Source organism: Actinomadura harenae (assembly GCF_003696215.1).
GTDB lineage: Bacteria > Actinomycetota > Actinomycetes > Streptosporangiales > Streptosporangiaceae > Spirillospora > Spirillospora harenae.
In genome coordinates this window covers 1-21,933 of record NZ_RFFG01000059.1, presented here as the reverse complement: position 1 = coordinate 21,933, position 21,933 = coordinate 1, and the positions used below count along the sequence as shown (strand labels likewise).

The following is a 21,933-nucleotide window of genomic DNA, read 5'->3' as shown; positions in this document are numbered from 1 at the left end:
CCGCTGGAGCTTCGATCGGCCCCGGCCCGGATGCGTATCCGGGCCGGGGTCTTTCTTTGTGGCCACAGGACTCTTTCCGCAGAGCTAGAGGAAGCGCCTGGGGACGGGGCGGAGGCCGTGGTCGGCGAGCCACTGCCGGGCGCGTCCGCGTTGCCGCTCCTCACGGAAGAGGTCCCAGGCGGACTCCAGCTTCGTGCCCGCTAGGGCGTCCGTGTAGGCGCGGACGGTCTGCATGGGCGCGGGCGTGTTCGGCTCGGAATCGGCGAAGGCGTGCATGTCGTGGTGGGCGGACGCGGTGTCACGGTAGAGGGCGACGAGGTGGCCTGTGCCGTCCATCGCGGTCGCTTCGTCCTCTGCGAGGAGGTCGCCCGTGTGGAGGTCGAGGATCGTGATCGGGTCGCCGTCCGCGAGGGCGTAGGCCAGGGCGCCCAGATCGACGGGGACGGGCCGTGCGTCGTCCTGCGGGTGCCCGTCGCCGTGGCGGTGCCCGTCGCCGTGCGGGTGCCCGTTCAAGGCTTCCTGGAGGGTCGCGGCCAGGAGTGCGTCACCGGCGGCGTCGCGGGCCTTCAGGGCGTCCAGGCACGCGCGGGCGAGCGGCGCGGCCTCCGCCCGGCCCTCGCGCACCGCGTCCGCGAGCAGGTCTCCCGCGAGCTGAAGGACGGGCCCGAGCGGACGGTTCCGGAGCACGCCGAAGGCGGCGGCCCCGTCCCCTCGGAAGTCCGCCGCACGCAGCCCGACCAGCGCGTCCGCGTCCCAACTCGCCACAGACCCCAAGCCCCGTCCTCCAGCGGAATGCGGTCGTGGCGCACCCTACGGCACACCTCCGACGATTCGCCTCCCGGGTCTCCGAGCCCAGGTCGCAGGCCCTGGGCGCAGAGCCCGGCGGGGGCGTCATGCCACCGGACGCCGTCACATCACCAGACGCCGTCTCATCACCAGACGTAGGGGACGAGGCGGGCTCGCGTGCGGGCGAACTCGCGGTAGGCCTCGCCCAGCTCGGCCGACAGGACGCGCTCCTCGACCCGGATCCGGACGAGCGTCGCGATCGACACGCACACCAGGAAGATCACCACCGCGAGGGCGTTGCCGAAGGTCAGCGAGGCCCCGATGAACAGCAGCATCAGCCCGGTGTAGGACGGATGCCGGACGAACCGGTACGGACCGTCCGAGACGACCTCGTGCCCCTCCTGGACGTGCACGCTCGACCGGAAGAACTTCCCCAGCGTCACGATCGCCCAGAACCGGATCACCAGCCCGGCGAGCATGACCGCCGCCGCGACCAGGTACACGGCCGACCCGACGTGCCAGTCCAGGGACGGCACCGCGCGGCCGACCGCCGCGCCCACGACCGTTCCGCCGACGCCGAGGACGACGAAGAGCCCGAGCGTCCCGTGCTCGCTGACCCGCACCGTCCCGGCCTTGCGCATCTCCACGACCCGGAGGCCGACCTCCCCGGCCAGCCAGACGATCAGGGCCGCATAGAAAAACCAGACACCCATGTCCTTCACCGCCGATGTTCCGTCCGATGTTCACCGACGGTAGTCGCCGGACCTGCGGTGAGTCATCGGCGGTGGGGTGGAAGTCGCGCGTCCACCCGGGGGACCACTCATTCGTCCTCCTGTTGACGCGCCATCACGATCGCTATCACGTAGGGGGCGAGGAGTTGCGCCACGGCCTCGGCGGCGCGGTCCGCCTCGCGGCAGGGGGCCAGCCAGACGCCCGTCCCGGAACGGAACCAGCCGCCGTCGATCACGACGCTGTCACCGATGCAGGTGCTCACCGGGGACAGGACGCGGAGCAGCGGCCGCTCGTCCTCGTAGCGGCGCACGACGTCCCAGCCGAGGCCCAGCAGGCAGTGGCGCAGGCGCTCCATCCAACGCCGCTCCCGGCGCGTGGCGCTGCTTCTCATGGCCGCCTCCGTCGGACGGGCTCCTCGACACCTATCCGGGGCAGTGTGACGGAAGCCTTACCTCCAGGGGCCCCGAAATCTCACCTCGGCATAGAAGCGAACCGGCATCTATCAGCCCTTTCCCGGACGTTCTGAGGCAGGCTTTACCCCCCGGACCCGGCACCCGCCTCCGCCTTGGCGACGGGTTCGGGCGCGGGCTCGGGCTTGGGCTCGGGAGGGGAAGACGCCACGGACCCCGTCGCCCGCCAGGGCAGGAAGACGGCCGTGGGCAGGAGGGCGACGCCGGCGATCGCGACGGCCGTCCGGACGTCGGTCACGGTGGCGAGGCCCGCCCACAGCAGCGTCGCGGACGCGATGCCGACCTGCCCGCCGATCTTCCACGCGGTGAGGACGCGCGCGGTGGTGCGCTCGCCCGAGAGCTCCAGGCGGCGGGTCGCGAACGCCGGGCTGAACACGCCCGAGCCGGCGATGAGGCCGAGCTGGGACACCATGAACACGAGCAGCCCGACCGGGCCGGGCCCGACGAAGGCCAGCCCGAGCAGGCCCGGAATGCGCAGGACGCCCGAGACGACCGTGACACGCCGCATCCCGAACCGCGTCACCAGCGGACGCGACACCCGCGCCCCGAGCAGCCCGCCGAGGCAGGGGACGCCGACGCCGAGGCCGTACTCCAGCGGCGAGAAGCCCAGGTCGTTCAGCATCCAGAACGTCATCAGCGGCGACACGGCCATGACCAGCGCGCTGTACAGGACGGTGCCGATGAACAGCGTCCGCAGCTCGCGGTTCGCGGCGATCACCCGCCAGCCCTCGGCGATCTCGGCGCGGCGGGACGTCCCGGCGTGGCGTTCGGGCGGCGCGGGCTCCGGACGGCGGATCCGGCGGATCGCGGCCGCGGACCCGAGGAAGCTCAGCGCGTTCAGCACGACCGTCGCGACCGGCCCGAACAGCCCGATCAGCGCGCCGCCCGCCGGCGGCCCGACCGCCGTGGACAGCCAGTTCACCGACTCGAAGCTGCCGTTGGCGTCGCCGAGCCGCTCCGCCGGGACCAGCGCCTTGAGGTGCGAGCCGGACGCCCCGGTGAACACGATGTTCGCGACCGCGACGATCACCGACACCACCAGCAGGTGCGTGTAGGTCAGGCCGTCCGCCAGGTAGGCGACCGGGATGGTCGCGAGCGCGGCGAACCGCACCAGATCCGAGTGGATCATCAGCCGGCGCTTCGACCGGAACTCCACCCACGGGCCGAGCGGGACGGCCAGCAGCGCCGCCGCCGCACCGCCCGCCACCGCGATGAGCGACACGCGCGCCGCGTTCACGTGCAGGGCGAAGACCGCGATCATCGGGAACGCGTCCAGCGCGAGCCAGGTGCCGAGCGCACTGACCGTGTACGCCCGCCACAACCAGGCGAAATCTCGTCCAAGAGCCAACCGGAAAGCCACACCCGGATCCAACACGCACCGGCGTCCCGCACTCAAACAACGACCGGGGGTCCTGGCACAACCCCCGGTTGTAGCCCGAGGCGGCGAGGGGGGACCGTGCCGCGCCGGTCAGATGCGGCTATCCCAGTCGATCTGGAACTTGTGGACGTGGGCGAACATCTGCTCAGGAGTCGGGAACGACGGCTTGTCGCCCGCCTTGCCCGCCTTGGCCTTGTTCTTTCCCTGGGCGTCACCCGTGATCGCCTCGACGCGCGGACGCCGCAGGGCCTCGTACGCGGCGAACGCCTCGGCGGCGGTCGGACGGTCCCGGAGGCACCGTGCCAGCTCGACGGCGCTCTCGGCCGCCAGCGACGCCCCCTGCCCGGAGCTGGAGGACGGCGCGTGGACGGCGTCCCCGAGCAGGACGATCCGGTCGGTGTGCCAGGTCGGCACGTCCGGCATGAACTCCATCGGTCCGACCGCCATCAGGTCTTCGGGGGCGGTCCGCCCGATCAGGGCCTCCCCGGGGACGTGGCCGGTGTACAGCTCGCGCAGGCGCGCGAGCCAGTCCTCGTTCGGCACCTCGCGCACCTCGGCGGACGTCATCGGCTCCTCGCGCGGCAGGCTGCCGAACCAGACGACGCGCCCGTCCGGGAGCGTCCAGAAGCCGAGGAACGCCCGGCCGAACGCGAAGGACATCATGCCGGGCTCGGACGGGGCGTCCGGGCCACCGTCCGCGATGCCACCGAAGCTGAGGACACCGCCGTAGCCGGGCTCGGGGGCGCCGGGGTCGATCAGCTTGCGGACGGTCGAGCGGATGCCGTCCGCGCCGATGAGGATGTCGGCGGTGGCGGTCGTCCCGTCGGCGAACTCGGCGGTCACGCCGTCCGCCTTCTCGACCACGCCGACCAGGCGCTTTCCGTACCGAATGTCGATGCCGCCCGCGATGGCGTGGTCGGCGAGCGCGCGGAACAGGTCGGCGCGGGCGAGGGCGAGCGTCTCGGGCAGGCCGGGGAAGCCGTGGAAGTCGGCGAGGACGTGTCCGGTGCCGGTCCGCATGACGACGCCGGGGACGGGCTGGCCGACCTTGCGGACCGCCTCGTCCGCGCCGACGACGGCGAGGGCGTTGAGGCCGTTGGGGGCGATGCTGAGCATCGCGCCGACCCCGTCGGCGGCCTCGGGGCGCCCCTCGAAGACGGTGGCCTCGATGCCCGCCTTGGCGAGCGCGAGGGCGGTGACGGGGCCCGCGATGCCTCCGCCGATGACCAGGGCCGTGCGCACTTCCGTGGTGTTCGTCATGGGGCGATAGTTACACAGAAACTAGAGTTGTGGCAACTAGTCGGGTGACCTAGGCTGACCCCATGGCCGTCCGAAGCTCACCTCTCGCGCTGACCGTCCTCGCGATACTCACCTACAAGCCGCTGCACCCGTACGGGATGCAGCGGCTGATCAAGGAGTGGGGCAAGGACCAGGTCGTCAACGTCGGCCAGCGGACCAGCCTCCACCGGGCGATCGACCGGCTCGCCGAGGGGGGGCTCATCCGCGTCCACGCCACCGAGCGCGACCACGCGTACCCCGAGCGGACCGTCTACGAGATCACCGAGGCGGGCCGCGTCACCGCGCGCGCCTGGATGAAGGAGATGCTCGCGACGCCGCGCAAGGACTTCCCCGACTTCCCCGCCGCCCTCTCGAACCTGCTGATGATCGCCCCCCAGGAGGCCCTGTCAGCGCTGGAGGGGCGCGCCGCGCGCGTGTCCGCGGCCTTGGACGAGCACGACCGGATCCTCGCCGACAACGCGCGCGATGGCCTCGACCGCGTTTCCGGCCTGGAAACCGAATACGCGCGGACCATCACCGCCGCCGAACACGCCTGGCTCCTGTCGACGATCGAAGCCCTCCGCGCAGGCACCCTCACCTGGACGTCCGCAACCTCCTGACCCGCCGGCGGCCGGCGGCTCGGGGCCGGTCAGTCGCTCGCCTTCCAGGGGCCGCGGGGGCTCATCGCGACACGCGACCGCCGACCTCGACCATCCCGTCCGCGAGCGGCCTGGTGAAGATCTGCGACCCGCGTCCCTGCGTCACCACCAGCGGCCGTCCGAGCTCGGCCGTCAGCAGCAGCGCGGCCGCGCCGGTCGCCTCGTCCTCGTCGATCCCGTCGTCCCGCCCGGGGAAGCCGCGGGCCCGGATTCCCAGGGCGTCCCCGGCCCCCTCGTCCGTTCGCGCCCAGGCGTAGACCCACTCGCCGGGCGGCGGCACCTCCAGCGCGTCCACCTGGCCGGACGACCCGAACTCGCGCAGCGTCCGCGCCGGCGCCCAGTCCGCCCGCGCCGCGATCCACGTGACGTCCCCGTCCCGGCGCACCGAGACCGTCCCGGCCGCCGTCACCAGCTCCGGCACGCCCAGCAACCACGCCGTCCCCACGCAGGGGTGGCCCGCGAACGGCAGCCGCAGCGTGGGCGTGTAGATGTCGATCACTCCCCGGGACGCGTCGTCCACGAACACCGTCTCGCTGAAGCCCAGCCTGCCCGCGAGGGCCTGCCGTTCCTCCCGCGCCGCCAGGGCCGGGCCGTCCAGCACCACGCCGAGCTCGTTCCCGAACCGCCCGTCCGCCCCGCAGAAGACCCGCAGCACCTCATGACCCGTCACGCACCGGAGTCAATCACGCTCATGCAGCGCATACCGAATCCGCACCTCCACCAGCTCGGTCTCGTCCGCCGGACACGCCAGCAGCCGCGTGGCCCGAGCCACCACCTCGTCCTCCGACAGCCCCGGAGCCGCCCGCAGCAACCGCTCCACGAGAATCCGCAGGTCGTCCCGCGCATAGCTCACAATCGACCGCCCCGGCTCAATCCGGACCGCCGGCACGGCCTCCCCCTGGCCGTCCGCCCCTGAGGAGGCGTCCGCCTCACTCCGCGAGGGCTCCCCCTCCTTCTCGTCCGCACGGACGGCACCCTGCGGAGGCCCTTCGACCTCGGCACGCCCTCCGGCCTCGGCGCCTTCTTCGAGGTGCGCCGATGCCTCGTCGTCCGCGGGCCCTCCAACGGGAGAGCCCACCTCAGCGTCTTGGCGCTCTTCGGCGTCCGCAGGACCCTCGACGTGCGCGCGCTCCTCATCACGCCCGGATCCCTCAGCCCGCGCATGCCGGGGCACGGACGCACCACTCCCCCGCGCAGCGCCGTCGTTCCCCGCAGGCCCTTGGCCACGCGGATCCCCGTCAGCGGAGTCACGTCCTTCACCTCGCGCATGCCGTGGAACGAAAGCACGCGCCAGCGATGCCTCAGCAGCGGACCTGCCAAGGGCCCCGACCCCACGTCCACCAGCCAGAGCGCGCGCAGCCCCCTCACTCCGAGCCGCGTCTCCTCCCTGGGGATCGTCGACCGGGGCAGGCTCCTCAGGCTGTCCGGGGGCCGCTGCTCCATCGCCTTCATCGGCCTGTGGCGCCGTCTGATCCTGCTCGGCCTCTCCAGACTGCGCAGGCCCATCAGCGGGCGGGGCGTCCTGCACGGGGTCGCCCCCTTCAGGCGGCGCACCCTTTCCCGGCTGGTCCGCGTGCTCCGCACTGTCGCCGGAATCATCGGTCTGCTCGGGAGCACTGTCCTGCGAAATGGGCTCGGAGGCACCGGCCGCAGATGCCGAATCGCCTTCAGGCGCCGCGTCCGGCTCGCTGTGCGCGGGATTCTCGCCGTCGTTCGTCCGGACGGCGTCGTCCGTGCCTCCGGGGACCGCGTCAGGCTCTGGCTCTGGCTCTGGCGGCGGTGTGGCTTGGCCGGTGTCCTCCTCCGGGGGGACCTGGCCGGGAGTCGGGGCCTCGTCGTCCTGTGGCTTTGCGGGTCCTTCTTGGCGGGCGGGCGTTTGTCCACGGGTGGGGGGTTCTTGGGATTCCAGGGCTCGGGAGAGGAGGGCCTTGTAGAGGGGGGTGGTGGGGGCGAGGGAGTGGTGGAGGTCCTGTGGGAGGGGCGGGCGGGGGGCGTCCAGGGGCGGGAGGTCCTCGCCCGGACGGCCCAGGAGGATCACGCGGGTGGTGTACCAGAGGAGGAAGAGGGCCTCGGGGCCCGCGTCGTGGACGTCGTCGAGGATGATCGCGTCGAGGGAGTCGGGGGCCGCGGGGGCGACGGCGGGGACGTCCCAGAGGGGGACGGCGTCCGGGGCGATCCGGCGGGCGGCGGTCCAGGACGTCGTCCAGGTGCGGGCGAGGGGGGCGAAGGCGGACGGGTCGGCGGTCATGCGGGCCGCGAGGTCCGGGTGGACGGCGTGGAGGCGGCCGAGGAGGGCGTCGCGGCGGGTGCGGACGCGGTGGGCGTCCGCCAGGGCGTGGAGGGCGCGGGCGTAGGCGTCCGGGTCGCGGGCGTCCAGGGCGGCCCGGACGTCGCCGAGGGACGGGTCGACGGCGTCGCGCAGGTGGGTGAGGGCGGCGGTGGCGCGGTCCGCCTCGGCGGCGAGACGGGCGGCGGCGAGGCCGATGGTCAGGCCGTGCCACTGGAGGGGGTGGGTCAGGGGGATGCCGAGTTCGGCGACCTCGGTGAGGACGGGGGTGAGGATGCGGACGCGGGCCAGCCGCGCGTGGGCCTCGGCGAAGCGGGCGGCGCGGTCGGCGAGGGGAAGGTCGGTGCGGAAGGGGACGCCCGCCGCGTCCCAGGTGTAGTGCAGGTCCTGGACGGTGATCTCCGCCGTGAGGTGGGTGAGGACGATCTCCAGGAGGGCGAGTGTGGCCGGCGGCTGGCCGTCGACCGTGACGGTGGCGAGAAGGGGTTCGGCCTTGCGCTGCGCGGCGGAGCGCATCGGGCCGCGCTTGAGGGTGCCGCCGGTGAGGAGGTGGGCGCGGAGTTCGTGGGCGGCGTCCGCGAGGTCGCGGGCGGACGGCTCCGGCGGGACGACGATCCGGCGGCCCCGCAGGGAGCGGAGGGCGCGGAGGGCGCGGTCGGCCTGGACGGTCAGCTCGGCGAGGCGCTCCCAGGCCTTGAGGTTGCGGCGGCCGAGGAGGTCGGCGAAGGCGCGGGCGGCGGGGTCGGCGCCCGTCCACCTCGACGGGTGCCCGCCGAGGCCGAGTTCGTTGAGGATGCCCTCCACCTGCGCGACGCGTCCGGTCAGGCGGGCCAGGACGGCCGGGTCGAACTGGCGGAGGCGGCGCGCGACCTCGCCGGACGCCTCCGGCGGGACGGCCCGTTCGACGTTCACGAGCGCGAGGATCCGGTTCGGGTCGGGCAGCGCGGCGGTGTCGGCCGGGGGCGCGAGCGTGCGGCGGCCGAGCAGGCGCAGGAGTTCGGCGGTCTCGCCGTCGGTGAGCGGCGGGACCTCGGGGAGGTCCGGGCGCGGCGGGATGCCGCCGGTGTCGGTGTCCGGGCGGACGACCAGGACGCGGCGGCCCTGCGCGGTCATCCCGGCGAGCAGCCCGGCGGCGGCGTGCGGTTCCGGGTCCGGGACGTGCAGGACGCGCAGGTCGGCGGCCAGGAACCGGACGAGGCCGTCCGGCGGCGGGTCGGTGAGGCTGGAGATCAGCTGGTCGTAGTGGGCCGCGAGGCCGGTGCTGCGCGGGCGCCGCCGGACGACGAGGGCGGGCGCGAGGCGCACCGAGGGGATCTCTCCCGGTGGTCCGCCCGGCGCCCAGTCGTCCCGGTACACGACGCCCGGGGCGCCGTCTTCACCGAACGCGGCCGCGCACCATTTGCGCAGGACGTCCGACACCGACGCGCGCAGGGCGAACCCCTGGCCCGCCTGGACGGCGTCCCAGACCCAGGCGGCGTGGCCGGGCTGGTAGCCGGGCACGTCCGCGAGCAGTTCGTGGTCGAGCGGGGTCGTCGGCCCGGCGACGATCACGTCGACGCGCTCGGTCCGGTCGTCCACGCTGATCTCGACGGGCGTGGACAGCAGGTGCCCGCGCACCGGCGGGCCTTCCGGGGGACGCCACGACAGGAGGCCCGTGACGAGCGCCAGGTCCTGGTCGGCGAGGTCGCGCAGGGCCCGGTACCAGTGCCGCATCTCGAGCCACGTGTCGAACTCGACCGGCACGGACGGCGGCCGCAGCGGGATCAGCGGCACGCTGAACAGCACCTGCCCCGGCCCCGCCTCCGCCTCGACGAACACCTCGGCGGGCAGCTCCGACAACCAGTGCGTCCCGGACGCGGCGGCCCGTCCCTCGCCACCGTCCCCCGCCTGCCCACCGGGGCCGGGGTCCTGGGGCGGAGGGTCGGACGGCGCCGGCTGTTCCTTCGGCGCCGGCTGTTCCTTCGGTGGGGGCTGGCCGGACGGGCCGCGGCGGGCGCGGGCGCGGGACAGCTCGCCGAGATGGCGCAGGAGGGCGCGCGTCACGGCGAGCGGGTCCGGGGCGGCGTGCGCGCCGGTCGCGGTCGGCGGGGGGAGGTCCGGCACAGGGAGTTTCCTTTTTCGGAAGTACCCCCAGATCTAACACCCCGCCGGGCCCCCGTTCCAGCGAACGGGGCGTAATCGGCCCGGCGCGGCGGCGCCGCCTTGACTCGGCCGGGTCAACGCCGCCCGCCGGGCGGCGGGCGGGGCGTCCCGGACGGTGGCGGGCGCGCTACTCGCTCGGCAGCATGATCCAGAGGACGATGTAGACGACGAACTGCGGGCCCGGAAGCAGGCAGGACAGCAGCGCGAGCAGGCGGACGGTCCACGGGCTCATCCCGAAGCGCCGGGCGATGCCCGCGCAGACGCCAGCGATGACGCGACCGTGGCGAGGACGGTAGAGGCCGTTCATGTCGTTGTTCTCCCTTGCGGATCGTCGGACCGCCGGTTTCGCGGCCACGACAACAACGCTACGAAGCGGACACCCCGCCTCACATCGCCCTAACGGCTGGTTCGCATGCCCTACTCCGGAGCTAGGGGGGATCCCTTAGGGGGAGTTGAACCGGGCCACGCGCTCGGGGAGGGAGGCCAGGTCGTCGAGGACGAAGGTGGCCCGTGTCTCGGCCTCCGGGTCGTCCCAGATGTGGCCCCAGGGCCCGCGTCTCAGGAAGGCGGTGCGCATGCCGAAGTCGGCGGCCGGGAGGACGTCGTTGTCGAGCCGGTCCCCCACGTACAGGACGTGTTCGGGCAGCGCGTCGGCGAGCTGGGCGCAGCGTTCGAAGAACTCGCGGTCGGGTTTGCCGACACCCCAGACGTCGGAGATCCCGAGGACGTCGGCGTCGAGGTCGAGCGCGGCGATCTGCTCGGCGGCCTCGACGGGCTGGTTGCCGGCGATGCCGATGAACAGGCCCTGGGCGCGCAGCCCGGCGAGGCATGCGCGCACGTCGGGATACAGGTCGGACGGCCCGAACCCGTTCGGGACGCCCGCGTCGGCGCGCGCCTTCTCCTCCTTCTCCAGGTCGAAGCCCGGGCGGAAGTACTCGAACACGTCCATGTTGGTGGCGCCCTCGGAGATGAAGGCGCCGAGGACGGTGAGGAAGGTGTGCCGGGGGACGCCGAGCCAGTCGGCCCAGCGGCCGTAGATCTCGCCCTCGTTGATGAGGGTCTCGCCGATGTCGAAGAAGACGGCGTCGATGCGCACGCTCGTCACAGTTCCACCGACTCACCGGGGGTCAGGCGGCGGAAGTCGCGGCCGAGTTCCTCGCCGGCGGCGTCGACGTGCTTGTTCATGACGCCGAGGCCGGCGTCGTTGAGCAGGCCGTCGTGGATGACGAACGCGCGCTCGGGGTTCACGGCGCGGGCGTAGGCGTACAGCTCGGAGACCTTCATCCAGGGCGCGTTGCCGGGCAGGCACAGCGTCCGGACGGTCTCGGACGGCACGGTCAGCGCGTCGCCGGGGTGGAAGACCTCGCCGTCGACCAGGAACCCGGTGTTGGGGATGGGCGGGACGTCCGGGTGGAGGATCTCGTGGTCCTCGCCGTAGACGTGGACGTCGAAGCCGGCGACGGTGACGGCGTCGCCGTGCCCGACCTCGTGGACGCGTCCGCCCAGGTCGGAGAGGGACGCGGCGACCGCGCGGGAGCACCAGACGTCGAGCCGGGGGTCGGCGGCCATCGCGGCGCGCAGCCGGTCCGGGACGAAGTGGTCGAAGTGCTCGTGGGTGACCAGGACGGCGTCCGCGCCGTCCAGCGCGTCGGTCTCGGGCGTGAGCGCGCCGGGGTCGATGACGAGGGTCCGGTCGTCCTTCTGGAGCCGCACGCAGGCGTGGCCGAGCTTGGTGAGACGCATGGGCCGATTTTTTCATGTCCGCGTCCCGGCCCCGCACCTCGCCCGCCCATTGACCGGGCCGGACGACGTTGATAGAACACGTTCTAGTTTCACTTTCCGGAGGTGCCCGTGCCGGTACCCGACCAACGCGATCCCGAGGTGACGCGCCGCGCGCTGACGCGGTGGCTGGCCGGCCGGCTGCCCGGCGCCCGTGTCCCGAGGATCGAGACCCCGGAGACCAGCGGGTTCTCCTCCGAGACGCTGATCTTCGACGCCGCCTGGACGGCCCCCGACGGCACCGCGCGGCACGAACCGCTCGTCGCGCGGGTCGCGCCGTCCCGCTACCAGGTCTTCCCCGAGCCGCGGTTCGCCGAGCAGTACCGGCTGATGCGCGTCCTCGACGAGCGGACCGGCGTGCCCGTCCCGCCGATCCGCTGGTACGAGCCGTCCGACGAGCCGCTCGGCGCGCCGTTCTTCGTGATGGGACGCGTCGACGGCCGCGTCCCGACCGACATGCCGCCGTACCACATGGACGGCTGGGTCACCGAGGTCGCGGAGGAGGAGCGGGCCGCGATGTGGTGGTCCACGCTCGAGATCCTCGCCGAGCTGCACCGGCTCGACCCGGACGACCTCGGCCTCGGCTTCCTGGACCAGCCGGAGTGGGGCGGGACGGGCCTGGACCAGCGGCTCAACTACTACGAGCACTACCTGCACTGGGCCTACGACGGGCCGCAGGAGACCGCCCTGCGCGCCCTCGACTGGCTGCGCGCGCACCGCCCCGGCGAACCGGACGCGCCGAGGGTCCTCTGGGGCGACGCCCGGATCGGGAACGTGATCTTCCGGAAGGGCGTGCCCGCGGCCGTCCTGGACTGGGAGAACGCCGTCCTCGGCGCGCCCGAGGAGGACCTCGCCTGGTTCCTGTTCCTGGACCGGCACCACAGCGAGGGCATCGGCGTCCCGCGGCTGCCGGGCTTCCCGTCCGCCGCCGAGACCACCCGGCGGTACTCCGGGCTGCTCGGGCGTCCCGTCCGGGACATGGAGTTCTACGAGGTCCTGTCCGGGTTCAAGTTCGCCGTGATCATGTCCCGGATCGGGCAGGCGATGATCGACTTCGGCTGGATCGAGCCGGACGACGCCTTCCCGCACGACAACAACTGCACCCGCCTGCTCGACCGCATCCTGGGAGGCCTCGCGTGACCCTCTCGCCCCTGGACGACTACCCGATCCACCAGGCCCCGGAGGTGATGCGGCACGTCGCGACCTCCGACCGCAACTTCTACGACCGCTACTACTTCAACGTCCACGACACGTCCGGCGAGCTGATGATGCTGGTCGGCGTCGGGCAGTACCCGAACCTCGGCGTGACCGACGCGTTCGCGGTCGTCCGCCGCGGGCCGTGGCACAAGGTCGTCCGGGCGTCGCGGGAGCTCGGCGCGGACCGCATGGACACCACCGTCGGGCCGTTCCGCGTCGAGGTCATCGAGGGCCTGCGGAGGCTGCGCGTCGTCCTCGCCGACACCGGGAACGGCCTCTCGTTCGACCTCACCTGGGACGCGTCCATCCCCGCGCAGCTCGAACCGCCGCACTACCTGCGCTGGCAGGAGCGCGTCATGTTCGACTCGCGCCGCCTCGCCCAGACCGGCCGCTGGACCGGCCACATCGTCCTAGACGGCGAGCGGATCGACGTCACGCCCGACGCCTACTGGGGATCGCGCGACCGCTCGTGGGGCATCCGCCCCGTCGGCGAACCCGAGCCGCCCGGCATCCAGGTCAGGAATCCGGGCACCTTCTACTGGGTCTACGCGCCGTTCCAGTTCGAGGACCACTCGGTGCTCTGCATCCTCCAGGAGGACGAGAAGGGACGCCGGATCCTCGAGGAGGCCGTCCGCGTCTTCCCGGATCCGGACCGCGAACCCGAGCATCTCGGACGCCTCGACTACCGTCCCGTCTACGCCGAGGGCACCCGGGACGTCGTCACCGCGACGCTCGCCTTCCACCCGCCCGCGGGCAAGCCGTTCGAGATCAAGGTGACGCCGATCCTGCCCGTCCACCTGATGGTCGGCACCGGCTACGGCCTCGAACCGGACTGGAAGCACGGCATGTACCAGGGGCCGGAGCCGGTCGTCCAGGGCGTCGCCTACGACACCCGGATCCCCGAGGACGCCGCGCGCATGTGGGGCATGGTCGACGCCGTCGGACGCTACGAGTACCAGGACGGATCAGGCCGAGTCGGATACGGCCTGTTCGAGTACTGGGCGCTGGGGCCGCACCCCACGTTCCCAGAGTGACGCTCTGCCTACCCAGGGTGACGCTTCCGGTGGACGGTCCGCCGACCCGGCGGCCGTCTGCGAGACTGACCGCCGTGGACACCGGAGACGCCACGGGCGGACCCTCGCGGGAGGAGCTGGACCGGCAGGTGCGCGGACACTACGGCAACTGGCGCGACCAGCCCAAGGGGCTGGCCTGCGCCGTCATCGCCGCCTTCTGCCTCCTCACGACCCTCGCCCTCGGCGTGGTCGTCCTCCTGGTCGTCCTGGCGGCCGGTCGCTGAACCGCCACGCTGAACCGCCGCGCGGGAGCGGTGGGCGGGAGCGGTGGGCGGGAGCGGTGGGCGGGAGCGGTGGGTCAGACCTCGGTCGGGGGTCCGGTGAGGGTGAACGCGACGTCGCCCTTCGGGTCCACCGTCGCGTCGAGGGTCATGTCCTCGAGCATCTTCGCGGTGGCGGGCTCCAGGTAGACCCGCGCGCCCTGCTCGTCGACGACCTCGTCGCCGTCCTCCGGCGCGGGCGCGACCGAGAGCTTGAGCGTTTCGGAGCCGTCGATGCCCGCCTGGATCCGGATGCCGCTCTTCGGCGGCAGCTGCGGGTCGGCGGTGACGGTGCGGATGACCTGGACGGCGTCGCTGGTCAGGGTGAGCATGGGAGCTGACTTCCTTTTTGCCAAGTGATTCGGACGCGCACCCCTTGCCCTCGTTCCGCGTCCGTAAACACTCAGCTCGGGCCCGTCACGCGTTGCGTGAGCCAGTCGAACGACTTCGCCAGCATCCCTTCCCACACCTTCGGAAGGTGACCGCCGTTCGACAGGATGTAGGTGAACGCCCTGGTCGGCGGCTGCACGTGCGCCACCATGGCGTCGATCGCGGAGGCCGTCCCCCTGTCCGTCCGGGTCCCGCCGAGCAGCAGGTCCACGGGCGGACGCGTCGTCAGGAGCTCCATCGGGCTGTTGGCGTGGACGGCGTTCGCGTCGCGCGTGATGTCGGGCGACGTCGGCTTGAAGTACCCGGCCAGGCTCACCGCCGCGCGGAACAGGTCCGGCCGCTGCTCGGCCAGCTTCACCGCGCAGAACCCTCCGGTCGAGTACCCCATCGTCGCCCACGACTCGGCGTTCGGCAGCGCCCGGAAGTCACGGGTCACGGCCGTCCGGACGTCGGTGGTGAGCCACGTCGCGACCCGCGGCCCGCCCGTGATGTCGGTGCACTCGGTGTCCCGGCCCGGCTGGACGGTGATCGTCGGCGAGACCAGGATGTACGGCTTGGCCTGGCCGTTCCTCATCGCCTTCTCCAGCTCACCGGCGACGTGCAGCGCGCCGAACCAGGTCCAGGACGACCCGGGGAACCCCGGCAGCAGCTCGATCACCGGGAACCGGCGTCCCCGGTAGGCCGGGTCGTCGTACTGCGGCGGCAGCCATACCCGGACCTCGGCGCGGATCCCCGACACCGCGCCGCTCGGGTGCCCGACGTGCGTCCGGCTGTCCCGGTCGAACCGGAACCCGCCCTCGTCCAGGCCGCGTCCGCCCGCGGGACGGGTCAGCGTCGGGCCCGCCGCCTCGATGTTCCCGTTGCGTCCGGCGGTTCCGAACAGGTCCGCCCAGGTCGGGTACAGGTGCAGGCTGCGGTTCAGCAACGTCCCGACCAGCATCAACGCCGTCGCCTGGCACAACGCGATCATGCCGAGCCGCGCCGTCACCCGCACCGCGTCCGGCCCCGGCACGCGGTTCCACGCCATCAGGCACCCGACCGGCGCCCCCAGGGCGAGCACGACGAACAGGATGAGCAGCGGCCAGCCCAACAACGACATCCGGATCGGTCCCCCGTCAACGTGCGCACCGCCCGAAGGTGCAGCGCGACGACCCTAGAGAACCCATCCGAATCCAACGTGAACACCCCGTAAATGAGCGGAGCCCCCGGGGGCCGGATTTCGTGCCGTGGGCTAGTCGTTGGTGGGGGCCAGGGCTCTTACGGCTTCCGCCGGGGAGAGTGTTCCGCTGGGGACGACGGCGAGGACGGGGGTGGTGAGGCCGTTGTCGACGTACTCGCGGATGCGGGCCCGGCAGGCGGACGGGGAGCCGTGGACGATGAGGTCGTCGACGACCTCGTCCGGGATGACCTCGAGGGCCTTCTTGCGGTCGCCCGCCGCCCACGCCTCGTTCATGGGGGCGAGGGCGTCGCCGCGTCCGAGCCAGGCGTGGAAGGCGCGGTAGACGGGGACGGTCATGTACGCGGCGATCATCCAGCGGCCGATGGCGCGGGCCTCGGCGGCGTCCTCGGTGGGGCAGACGAAGAGGCGGGCGATCAGCTCGGGGTCGTCGCCGAGTTCGGCGCGGACCTTCGGGACGTCCGTGGGGGCGAGCCAGTTGGTGATCGCGCCGTCGGCCTCGCGGGACGCCAGGCGGAGCATGCCGGGGCGGAGGGCCGCGAGGACGATCGGCGGCGCGACGTCGGGGGCCTTCTCCAGCTTGAAGCCCTGGACCGAGAAGGTCGCGTAGTCCTCCTTGACCTTCTCCCCCGCGAGGGCGCGGCGCAGGAAGCGCAGCGTGTCGCGGACGCGCTGGTACGGCTCCTCGAACGGGATGCCGTTCCAGCGCGAGACGATCGTGTCGGACGAGGTGCCGATGCCCATGACGAAGCGTCCGGGCGCGAGGTCGGCGAGGGTCGCGGCCTGCTGGGCGAGGAGGGCCGGGCCGCGCGTGTAGACCGGCACGATGGCCGGGCCGAGGCGCAGTTCGGGCGCCCACTGCGAGGCGAGGGCGAGCGGGGTGAACGCGTCGGTGCCGTTCGTCTCGGCCGACCAGGCGTCGGTGTAGCCGAGGGACGGCAGTTCGGCGACGAGCGCGGCGTGCTCGGCGAGCGGGACGCCGGTCAGCGGAAGGGTGAGTCCCCAGCGCGGCATCGCGTCCCCCTAGGCGATCGAGGGGCGGATGGTGGCGCCGCCGTCGACGACCATGGTCTGGCCGGTCATCCAGGACGAGGCGGACCCGGCGAGGAAGACGGCGGCGTTCGCGATGTCCTCGGGCTCGCCGATCCGGCCGAGCGGCATGTACTTGTTGATCTGCTCCTCGTTGTTCTCCCACAGCGCGCGGGCGAGGGCGGTGCGGACGAGGCCGGGGGCGATGCAGTTGACCCGGACCTTCGGCGCCAGCTCCATCCCGAACTGGCGGGTGATGTGGATGACGGCGGCCTTGGTGGCGTTGTAGTAGCCGATGCCGTGCTCGGTGACCAGGCCGCCGACGGACGCGATGTTGACGATCGACCCGCCGTGCTCGGCCATGGACGCCTTCCACGCCAGCTGCGTCCACTGGACGACCGCGAACTGGTTGACCTGGACGGTCTTGGCGGCGGCCTCGGGGGTGATGTCGGTCATCGCGCCGAAGTGGGGGCTGGTGCCGGCGTTGTTGACCAGGACGTCCAGGGCGCCGAACTCGGCGACGGCGGCGTCCACGCAGGCGGCGGCCTGCTCGGCGTCGCCGACGTGGGCGGCCTTGGCGAGGACGCGGGCGCCGGGGTGGGCGGCGCGGATCTCGGCGGCGACCTCGTCGAGCGCCTCCTGCCTGCGCGAGGACAGCACCACGTTGGCGCCCTCGGCGGCGAACGCGGTCGCGATCGCCTTGCCGATCCCCCGGGACGCGCCCGTGACGAGCGCGGTCTTGCCCTCAAGTCCAGTCCGCATGTGTCCACTCCTCGTTCGCATCTGGCTCGATGTCACTGTACCGAAGTAACTGACGGGTCAGTTAGTGGCCTCCGGGGTCCCGCCCGGGGTGAGCACGAACCGCCGGAACGCCTCGGCGACCGGCGGCCTGGTGCGTCCGTCCGACCAGGTCAGGCCGATGGTCCTGACCGCGAGGGGGTCGGCGAGGCGGACGTGGGCGACGCCGTGCGCCTCGCCCGGCAGCGGCGGCGCGACGATCGCGACGCCGAGCCCGGCCGCGACCAGCCCCCGGACGGTGGCCGACTCCTCGCCCTCGAACGGCATCTCCGGCGCGATCCCGGCCCGCGCGAACATCTCCTCGGCGATCGTCCGCAGCCCGGCGCCCTGCCGGAACGCCACGACCGGCTCGCCCGCCAGCTCCGCCGTCCGGACGAGGCGGCGGCGCGCCAGCGGATGCCCCTCGGGGACGGCCAGCAGGAGCCGCTCGGTCACCAGCGGACGCCACCCGAGGTCCGTCCCGGACGGGCGCGGGCTGGTGATCGCGAGGTCGGCGCGCCCGTCCCGGACGGCCGCGACGATCCGCGCCGACCGGTCCTGGAACAGCCGGAACGTCACACCGGGCCGCGTCTCCCGGAACCGCCGGACGAGATCGGGCACGAACGACGGCCCCTGCGTGTGCAGGAACGCGAGCGCGACCTCGCCGCGCGAGGGGTCCGCGGCCTGCGCGAGCGCGCGCCGGGCGGCCTCGTCCTCGGCGACGAGGCGGCGGGCGTGCTCGGCGAAGACCCGCCCGAACGGCGACGGCTCGACGCCGCGTCCGACCCGGTCGAACAGCGGGACGCCGAGCTCGTGCTCCAGCCGGCCGATCGCGCGCGACAGGCCCGGCTGCGAGACGCGCAGCTCCGCTGCGGCGTTCGTCACATGCCCGTGCTCGACGACGGCGAGGAACCAGCGCACCGTCTGGAGGTCCATGCCCTCATGCGTATCACGCATCGATCGACGTCGGAACCGTCATTGGACGCATCAGTCCTCGCGGACGCACGCTTCTCGGCATGACCGCCGTCCTCGCACCCCCTCTCGAACGGCACCGGGCCGGTTCCGCCGGGCTCCGCCGGATCAACCTCGCCCTCTTCGCCGCCGGTCTCACCACGTTCATGTCCCTCTACTGCACGCAGGCGCTCCTGCCGCAGCTGTCGGAGGCGTTCGCCGTCTCCCCCGCGCGCGCCAGCCTGCTGGTGTCGCTCGCGACGGGCGCGGTCGCGCTGGCGGTCGTCCCGGTCAGCTCGCTGTCGGAGCGGTTCGGCCGGACGCGGGTGATGATCGTGTCGTCGGTGGCGTCCGCGCTGGTCGGGCTGGCGATCCCGCTGTGCTCGACGTTCGCGGAGCTGGCGGTCGTCCGGACGGTGCAGGGCGCCACGCTCGCGGGCGTCCCGGCGGTCGCGATGGCCTACCTGGCCGACGAGGTGCACGGCGCGTCCCTGGGCGGGGCGATGGGCCGGTACGTCGCCGGGACCGGGATCGGCGGCGTGCTCGGACGGCTCGTCCCCGGCCTGGTCTCGGACGTCGCGGGCTGGCGCTGGGCGCTCGCGGTGACCGTCCTCGTGGCGTTCGGGTTCACGCTCGCGTTCTGGGCACTGCTGCCGCCGTCCCGCTTCTTCACCCCCGGACGCGTCGACTACCGTCCGCTACTCGCCCACCTGCGCGATCCCGGCCTGCGCCGCCTCTACCTCGTCGCGCTGACCGCGATGGCCGGGTTCGTCACGGTCTACAACTTCCTCACCTACCGGCTGCTGGACGCGCCATTCCACCTGCCGCTGGCGGTCGTGTCGCTGATCGCGGTGACGAACCTGGCGGGCTCGGCGTTCTCGGCCCGTGCCGGGACGCTCGCCGACCGGATCGGGAAGCGGCCCGTCCTGCTCGGCTCGATCGTGCTCGCGGCGGCCGGGCTCCTGCTGACGCTGCCGCCGGTGCTCGTCCTCATCGGCGTCGGCCTGCTGATCTTCACCTGCGGGTTCTTCGGGACGCACGCGGTGGCCAGCGGCTGGGTCGGACTGCGCGCCCGCACCGGCCGCGCCCAGGCGTCCGCGCTGTACCTGTTCGCGTACTACTTCGGCAGTTCGATCGGCGGCTCGGCGGGCGGCGTCGCGTTCGAGCACGGCCACTGGACGGCCACCGCCCTCTACGTCCTGGCCCTCTACGGCGTCGCCCTGCTCGCCGCGTCCACCCTTGATTTGAGCGTGCGCTTGGTTGGTAAACTGCGCCGGTGAGCGACACCCAGCAGCGCGACACCAAAGCCCGGCGGCCCGCCGTCGACGGATGGTTCACCGCCGCGGACGGCACGACGCGCCTGCTCGGCACGCGCTGCGCGTCCTGCGGCACCCCCTACTTCCCCCGCAACGAGCTGGCCTGCCGCAACCCCGGCTGCGCCGGCCCCAAGGACGGCTCCGAACTCGCCCCCTACGCGTTCTCGTCACGCGGCCGCGTCTGGTCGTACACCGACGCCCGCTACCAGCCGCCGCCCCCGTACGTCGCCGCCGACCCGTTCCGCCCGTTCACGATCGTCGCGGTCGAACTGGAGGCCGAACGCGTGGTCGTGCTCGGCCAGGCCGTCCCGGACGTGACCGTGGACGACCTGTCGGTCGGCATGGAGGTCGAGCTCACCGAGGGCGTCCTGTTCGAGGACGACGAGGCCGTCCACACGGTCTGGATGTGGAGGCCGCTCCCGTGAACGACGTCGCCATCCTCGGCGCGGGCATGCACCCGTGGGGCAAATGGGGCCGCAACTTCGTCGAGTACGGCCTGGCCGCCGCCCGCGCCGCCCTCGCCGACGCGGGCCTGACCTGGCCGGACGTCCAGTACGTCGCGGGCGCCGACACCATCCGCAACGGCTACCCCGGCTTCATCTCCGGCGCCACGTTCGCGCAGGCCCTCGGCTGGTCGGGCGCGCGTGTGTCCAGCTGCTACGCCGCCTGCGCGTCCGGCGCCCAGGCCATCGCGAACGCCCGCGCCCAGATCCTCGCGGGCCTCGCGGACGTCGCCCTCGTCGTCGGCGCCGACACCACCCCGAAGGGCTTCTTCAAGCCCGTCGGCGGCGACCGCCCGGACGACCCGGACTGGCTGCGCTTCCGCCTCCTCGGCGCGTCCAACCCGACCTACTTCGCGCTCTACGCCCGCCGCCGCATGGCCCTGTACGGCGCGTCCACCGACGACTTCGCCGCCGTGAAGGTCAAGAACGCCCGGCACGGCCTCGCCAACCCGAACGCGCGTTACCGCAAGGAGGTCACGGTCGAGGACGTCCGCGCGTCCGCCGTCGTCGCCGACCCGCTGCGCCTCCTCGACATCTGCGCGACCAGCGACGGCGGCGCCGCCCTCGTCCTGACCTCCGTCGACTTCGCCCGCCGCCACGGCGTCCCGAACCCGGTGCGCCTCGCGGGCCTCTCGACGGTCACCCCGACGTTCCCCAAGACCGTCCTGGACCTGCCGGACTTCGCGACCGACTCCGCCATGACCGTCCCGCCTCCGGACCGCCCGTTCCGCGCCGCCATCGCCCACGCCGCCTACGAGGAGGCCGGCCTCGGCCCGTCCGACCTCTCCTTCGCCGAGGTCTACGACCTGTCCACGGCCCTCGAACTCGACTGGTACGAGGACCTCGGCCTCTGCCCCGAAGGCGAGGCCGAGGCCCTCCTCCGCTCCGGCGCCACCACCCTCGGCGGCCGCGTCCCCGTCAACCCGTCCGGCGGCCTCGCCTGCTTCGGCGAGGCCATCCCCGCCCAGGCCATAGCCCAGGCCTGCGAACTCACCTGGCAACTCCGGGGCCAGGCCGAATCCCGCCAGGTCCCCGACACCCCCAAAGCCGCCATAGCCGTCAACCAGGGCCTCTTCGGCCACGGATCCGCCCTCATCGCCATCAACTGACTGCGAAGCCGTCGCAGCCTAGGTAGTAGGCGTCCCCGTTGGGGTGGACGTGCAGCCAGAGGACCGTGTAGGTCCCCTTGACCAGGGCCGCGGTCGTGGCCGCCTCGCCGCTGAAGTCCTGCGGGAAGGTGAACTCGGCGTAGTCGCCGTTGGTGGGCAGGAGCCTCGGCTTGCTGATGACGACTCCGCTGGAGTCGCTGCCCTGGAGGGAAGCGGGCTGGCGGACCTGGGCCGCCACGTAGTAGCGGGTGGGCCAGGTGTACTTGAAGCGCATCGCCAGCCGGGTCGTCCCTCCGGCCTTGACGTCCATGGTCGAGCGCGGCGCGCTCGTCTGGAGCTCGGCCGGGGCGTCGGGGTCGGTCCGCGAGTTGGGCAGGCAGCCGGTGTGGTCGTCCTTCCAGGCGAGGTCCGTGAAGTGCGCGTCGAGCGGCTGGACGGTGATCTTGTCCCCGGGAATGCCGCCGACGGAGCCCGTCGCCGTCCGGGAGCCGCTCGGGGAGCCCGGCCCGGTCCCGCCGGACGGCGCGGACGAGTGGGCTCCCGCCTGGTTCGCGGCCCCGCCGCCGGCCGTCCCGCCGTGCGCCGCTCCCCTGCCGCTCGGCGCGTACTGGACGACCAGCGCCACGGCCACCGCCGCCGC

23 protein-coding genes are annotated in these 21,933 nt (G+C 73.1%); 7 read left to right on the top strand and 16 right to left on the bottom strand.

Annotated elements, in window-relative coordinates; translation table 11 throughout:
• Positions 1-84: 84 nt before the first annotated feature.
• The 5 genes from EBO15_RS27830 to EBO15_RS27810 all read right to left on the bottom strand — a co-directional run bounded on the left by EBO15_RS27830 (position 85) and on the right by EBO15_RS27810 (position 4,626).
• Positions 85-774, bottom strand: coding sequence for a hypothetical protein (locus EBO15_RS27830; RefSeq protein WP_147481676.1), 690 nt, complete (start codon positions 772-774; stop codon positions 85-87).
• A 158-nt stretch (positions 775-932) separates the two neighbouring features.
• A complete protein-coding gene (locus tag EBO15_RS27825) occupies positions 933-1,499 on the bottom strand; it encodes a methyltransferase family protein (protein WP_122197414.1) in 567 nt (188 codons plus the stop codon).
• A gap of 107 nt (positions 1,500-1,606) precedes the next feature.
• Positions 1,607-1,909, bottom strand: coding sequence for a hypothetical protein (locus tag EBO15_RS27820; protein WP_147481675.1), 303 nt, complete (start codon positions 1,907-1,909; stop codon positions 1,607-1,609).
• Between the two features lie 143 nt (positions 1,910-2,052).
• Complete coding sequence (locus EBO15_RS27815) at positions 2,053-3,336, bottom strand: MFS transporter (RefSeq protein ID WP_233616468.1); 1,284 nt, start codon at positions 3,334-3,336, stop codon at positions 2,053-2,055.
• Positions 3,337-3,456: 120 nt separating this feature from the next.
• Positions 3,457-4,626: an FAD-dependent oxidoreductase gene (locus EBO15_RS27810; protein WP_122197411.1), complete on the bottom strand. Its 1,170-nt coding sequence runs from the start codon at positions 4,624-4,626 to the stop codon at positions 3,457-3,459.
• A 62-nt stretch (positions 4,627-4,688) separates the two neighbouring features.
• On the opposite strand from EBO15_RS27810, the gene EBO15_RS27805 reads away from it, so the two are divergent.
• Positions 4,689-5,264 (top strand): PadR family transcriptional regulator, encoded by a 576-nt coding sequence (locus EBO15_RS27805; protein ID WP_122197410.1) that lies wholly within the window; start codon positions 4,689-4,691, stop codon positions 5,262-5,264.
• Positions 5,265-5,325: 61 nt separating this feature from the next.
• Here the strand turns inward: EBO15_RS27805 and EBO15_RS27800 are convergent, their stop codons facing one another.
• The 5 genes from EBO15_RS27800 to EBO15_RS27780 all read right to left on the bottom strand — a co-directional run bounded on the left by EBO15_RS27800 (position 5,326) and on the right by EBO15_RS27780 (position 11,475).
• The gene (locus EBO15_RS27800) at positions 5,326-5,973 is read right to left on the bottom strand and encodes a PhzF family phenazine biosynthesis protein (protein ID WP_122197409.1); all 648 of its coding nucleotides are present in this window, start codon (positions 5,971-5,973) and stop codon (positions 5,326-5,328) included.
• Between the two features lie 9 nt (positions 5,974-5,982).
• Positions 5,983-9,693 carry a hypothetical protein gene (locus tag EBO15_RS27795; protein WP_122197408.1) on the bottom strand — a complete coding sequence of 1,237 codons (3,711 nt, stop codon included), beginning with the start codon at positions 9,691-9,693 and terminating at the stop codon, positions 5,983-5,985.
• 166 nt (positions 9,694-9,859) lie between these two features.
• On the bottom strand, positions 9,860-10,039 hold the full coding sequence (locus EBO15_RS27790; protein ID WP_122197407.1) for a PspC domain-containing protein: 180 nt from the start codon (positions 10,037-10,039) through the stop codon (positions 9,860-9,862).
• A 135-nt stretch (positions 10,040-10,174) separates the two neighbouring features.
• The gene (locus tag EBO15_RS27785; RefSeq protein WP_122197435.1) at positions 10,175-10,828 is read right to left on the bottom strand and encodes an HAD family hydrolase; all 654 of its coding nucleotides are present in this window, start codon (positions 10,826-10,828) and stop codon (positions 10,175-10,177) included.
• 5 nt (positions 10,829-10,833) lie between these two features.
• On the bottom strand, positions 10,834-11,475 hold the full coding sequence (locus tag EBO15_RS27780) for an MBL fold metallo-hydrolase (RefSeq protein WP_122197406.1): 642 nt from the start codon (positions 11,473-11,475) through the stop codon (positions 10,834-10,836).
• A gap of 108 nt (positions 11,476-11,583) precedes the next feature.
• On the opposite strand from EBO15_RS27780, the gene EBO15_RS27775 reads away from it, so the two are divergent.
• The 3 genes from EBO15_RS27775 to EBO15_RS27765 all read left to right on the top strand — a co-directional run bounded on the left by EBO15_RS27775 (position 11,584) and on the right by EBO15_RS27765 (position 14,005).
• On the top strand, positions 11,584-12,651 hold the full coding sequence (locus EBO15_RS27775; RefSeq protein ID WP_158628365.1) for a phosphotransferase family protein: 1,068 nt from the start codon (positions 11,584-11,586) through the stop codon (positions 12,649-12,651).
• Positions 12,648-13,742 carry a hypothetical protein gene (locus EBO15_RS27770; protein ID WP_199744850.1) on the top strand — a complete coding sequence of 365 codons (1,095 nt, stop codon included), beginning with the start codon at positions 12,648-12,650 and terminating at the stop codon, positions 13,740-13,742. Before EBO15_RS27775 ends, EBO15_RS27770 begins: the two co-directional genes overlap by 4 nt.
• Before the next feature lie 74 nt (positions 13,743-13,816).
• The gene (locus tag EBO15_RS27765) at positions 13,817-14,005 is read left to right on the top strand and encodes a hypothetical protein (RefSeq protein WP_122197404.1); all 189 of its coding nucleotides are present in this window, start codon (positions 13,817-13,819) and stop codon (positions 14,003-14,005) included.
• A gap of 74 nt (positions 14,006-14,079) precedes the next feature.
• Here EBO15_RS27765 and EBO15_RS27760 read toward each other — a convergent pair whose 3' ends face one another.
• The 5 genes from EBO15_RS27760 to EBO15_RS27740 all read right to left on the bottom strand — a co-directional run bounded on the left by EBO15_RS27760 (position 14,080) and on the right by EBO15_RS27740 (position 18,350).
• A complete protein-coding gene (locus EBO15_RS27760; RefSeq protein ID WP_122197403.1) occupies positions 14,080-14,373 on the bottom strand; it encodes a Fe-S cluster assembly protein HesB in 294 nt (97 codons plus the stop codon).
• 71 nt (positions 14,374-14,444) lie between these two features.
• Positions 14,445-15,530 (bottom strand): alpha/beta hydrolase, encoded by a 1,086-nt coding sequence (locus EBO15_RS27755; RefSeq protein ID WP_122197402.1) that lies wholly within the window; start codon positions 15,528-15,530, stop codon positions 14,445-14,447.
• A 132-nt stretch (positions 15,531-15,662) separates the two neighbouring features.
• Positions 15,663-16,622: an LLM class F420-dependent oxidoreductase gene (locus EBO15_RS27750; protein WP_122197401.1), complete on the bottom strand. Its 960-nt coding sequence runs from the start codon at positions 16,620-16,622 to the stop codon at positions 15,663-15,665.
• Positions 16,623-16,631: 9 nt separating this feature from the next.
• Positions 16,632-17,399: an SDR family oxidoreductase gene (locus EBO15_RS27745; protein WP_122197400.1), complete on the bottom strand. Its 768-nt coding sequence runs from the start codon at positions 17,397-17,399 to the stop codon at positions 16,632-16,634.
• 57 nt (positions 17,400-17,456) lie between these two features.
• Positions 17,457-18,350 carry a LysR family transcriptional regulator gene (locus EBO15_RS27740; RefSeq protein WP_122197399.1) on the bottom strand — a complete coding sequence of 298 codons (894 nt, stop codon included), beginning with the start codon at positions 18,348-18,350 and terminating at the stop codon, positions 17,457-17,459.
• A gap of 80 nt (positions 18,351-18,430) precedes the next feature.
• Here EBO15_RS27740 and EBO15_RS27735 point away from each other — a divergent pair, with 80 nt between their 5' ends.
• Genes EBO15_RS27735 through EBO15_RS27725 form a run of 3 tightly spaced genes read left to right on the top strand, consistent with a single transcriptional unit; the run spans position 18,431 to position 21,293 of the window.
• Positions 18,431-19,645: an MFS transporter gene (locus tag EBO15_RS27735; protein ID WP_122197398.1), complete on the top strand. Its 1,215-nt coding sequence runs from the start codon at positions 18,431-18,433 to the stop codon at positions 19,643-19,645.
• Positions 19,642-20,106, top strand: a complete 465-nt coding sequence (locus EBO15_RS27730) for a Zn-ribbon domain-containing OB-fold protein (protein ID WP_122197397.1) — start codon at positions 19,642-19,644, stop codon at positions 20,104-20,106. The genes EBO15_RS27735 and EBO15_RS27730 overlap by 4 nt, the downstream gene beginning before the upstream one ends.
• A gap of 26 nt (positions 20,107-20,132) precedes the next feature.
• Positions 20,133-21,293 carry a lipid-transfer protein gene (locus EBO15_RS27725; protein WP_122197433.1) on the top strand — a complete coding sequence of 387 codons (1,161 nt, stop codon included), beginning with the start codon at positions 20,133-20,135 and terminating at the stop codon, positions 21,291-21,293.
• On the opposite strand, the gene EBO15_RS44470 is transcribed toward EBO15_RS27725, so the two are convergent.
• A partial coding sequence (locus EBO15_RS44470) for a hypothetical protein (RefSeq protein WP_199744848.1) occupies positions 21,286-21,933 on the bottom strand: 648 nt, incomplete at its 5' end. The two genes, EBO15_RS27725 and EBO15_RS44470, sit on opposite strands and share 8 nt — an antisense overlap.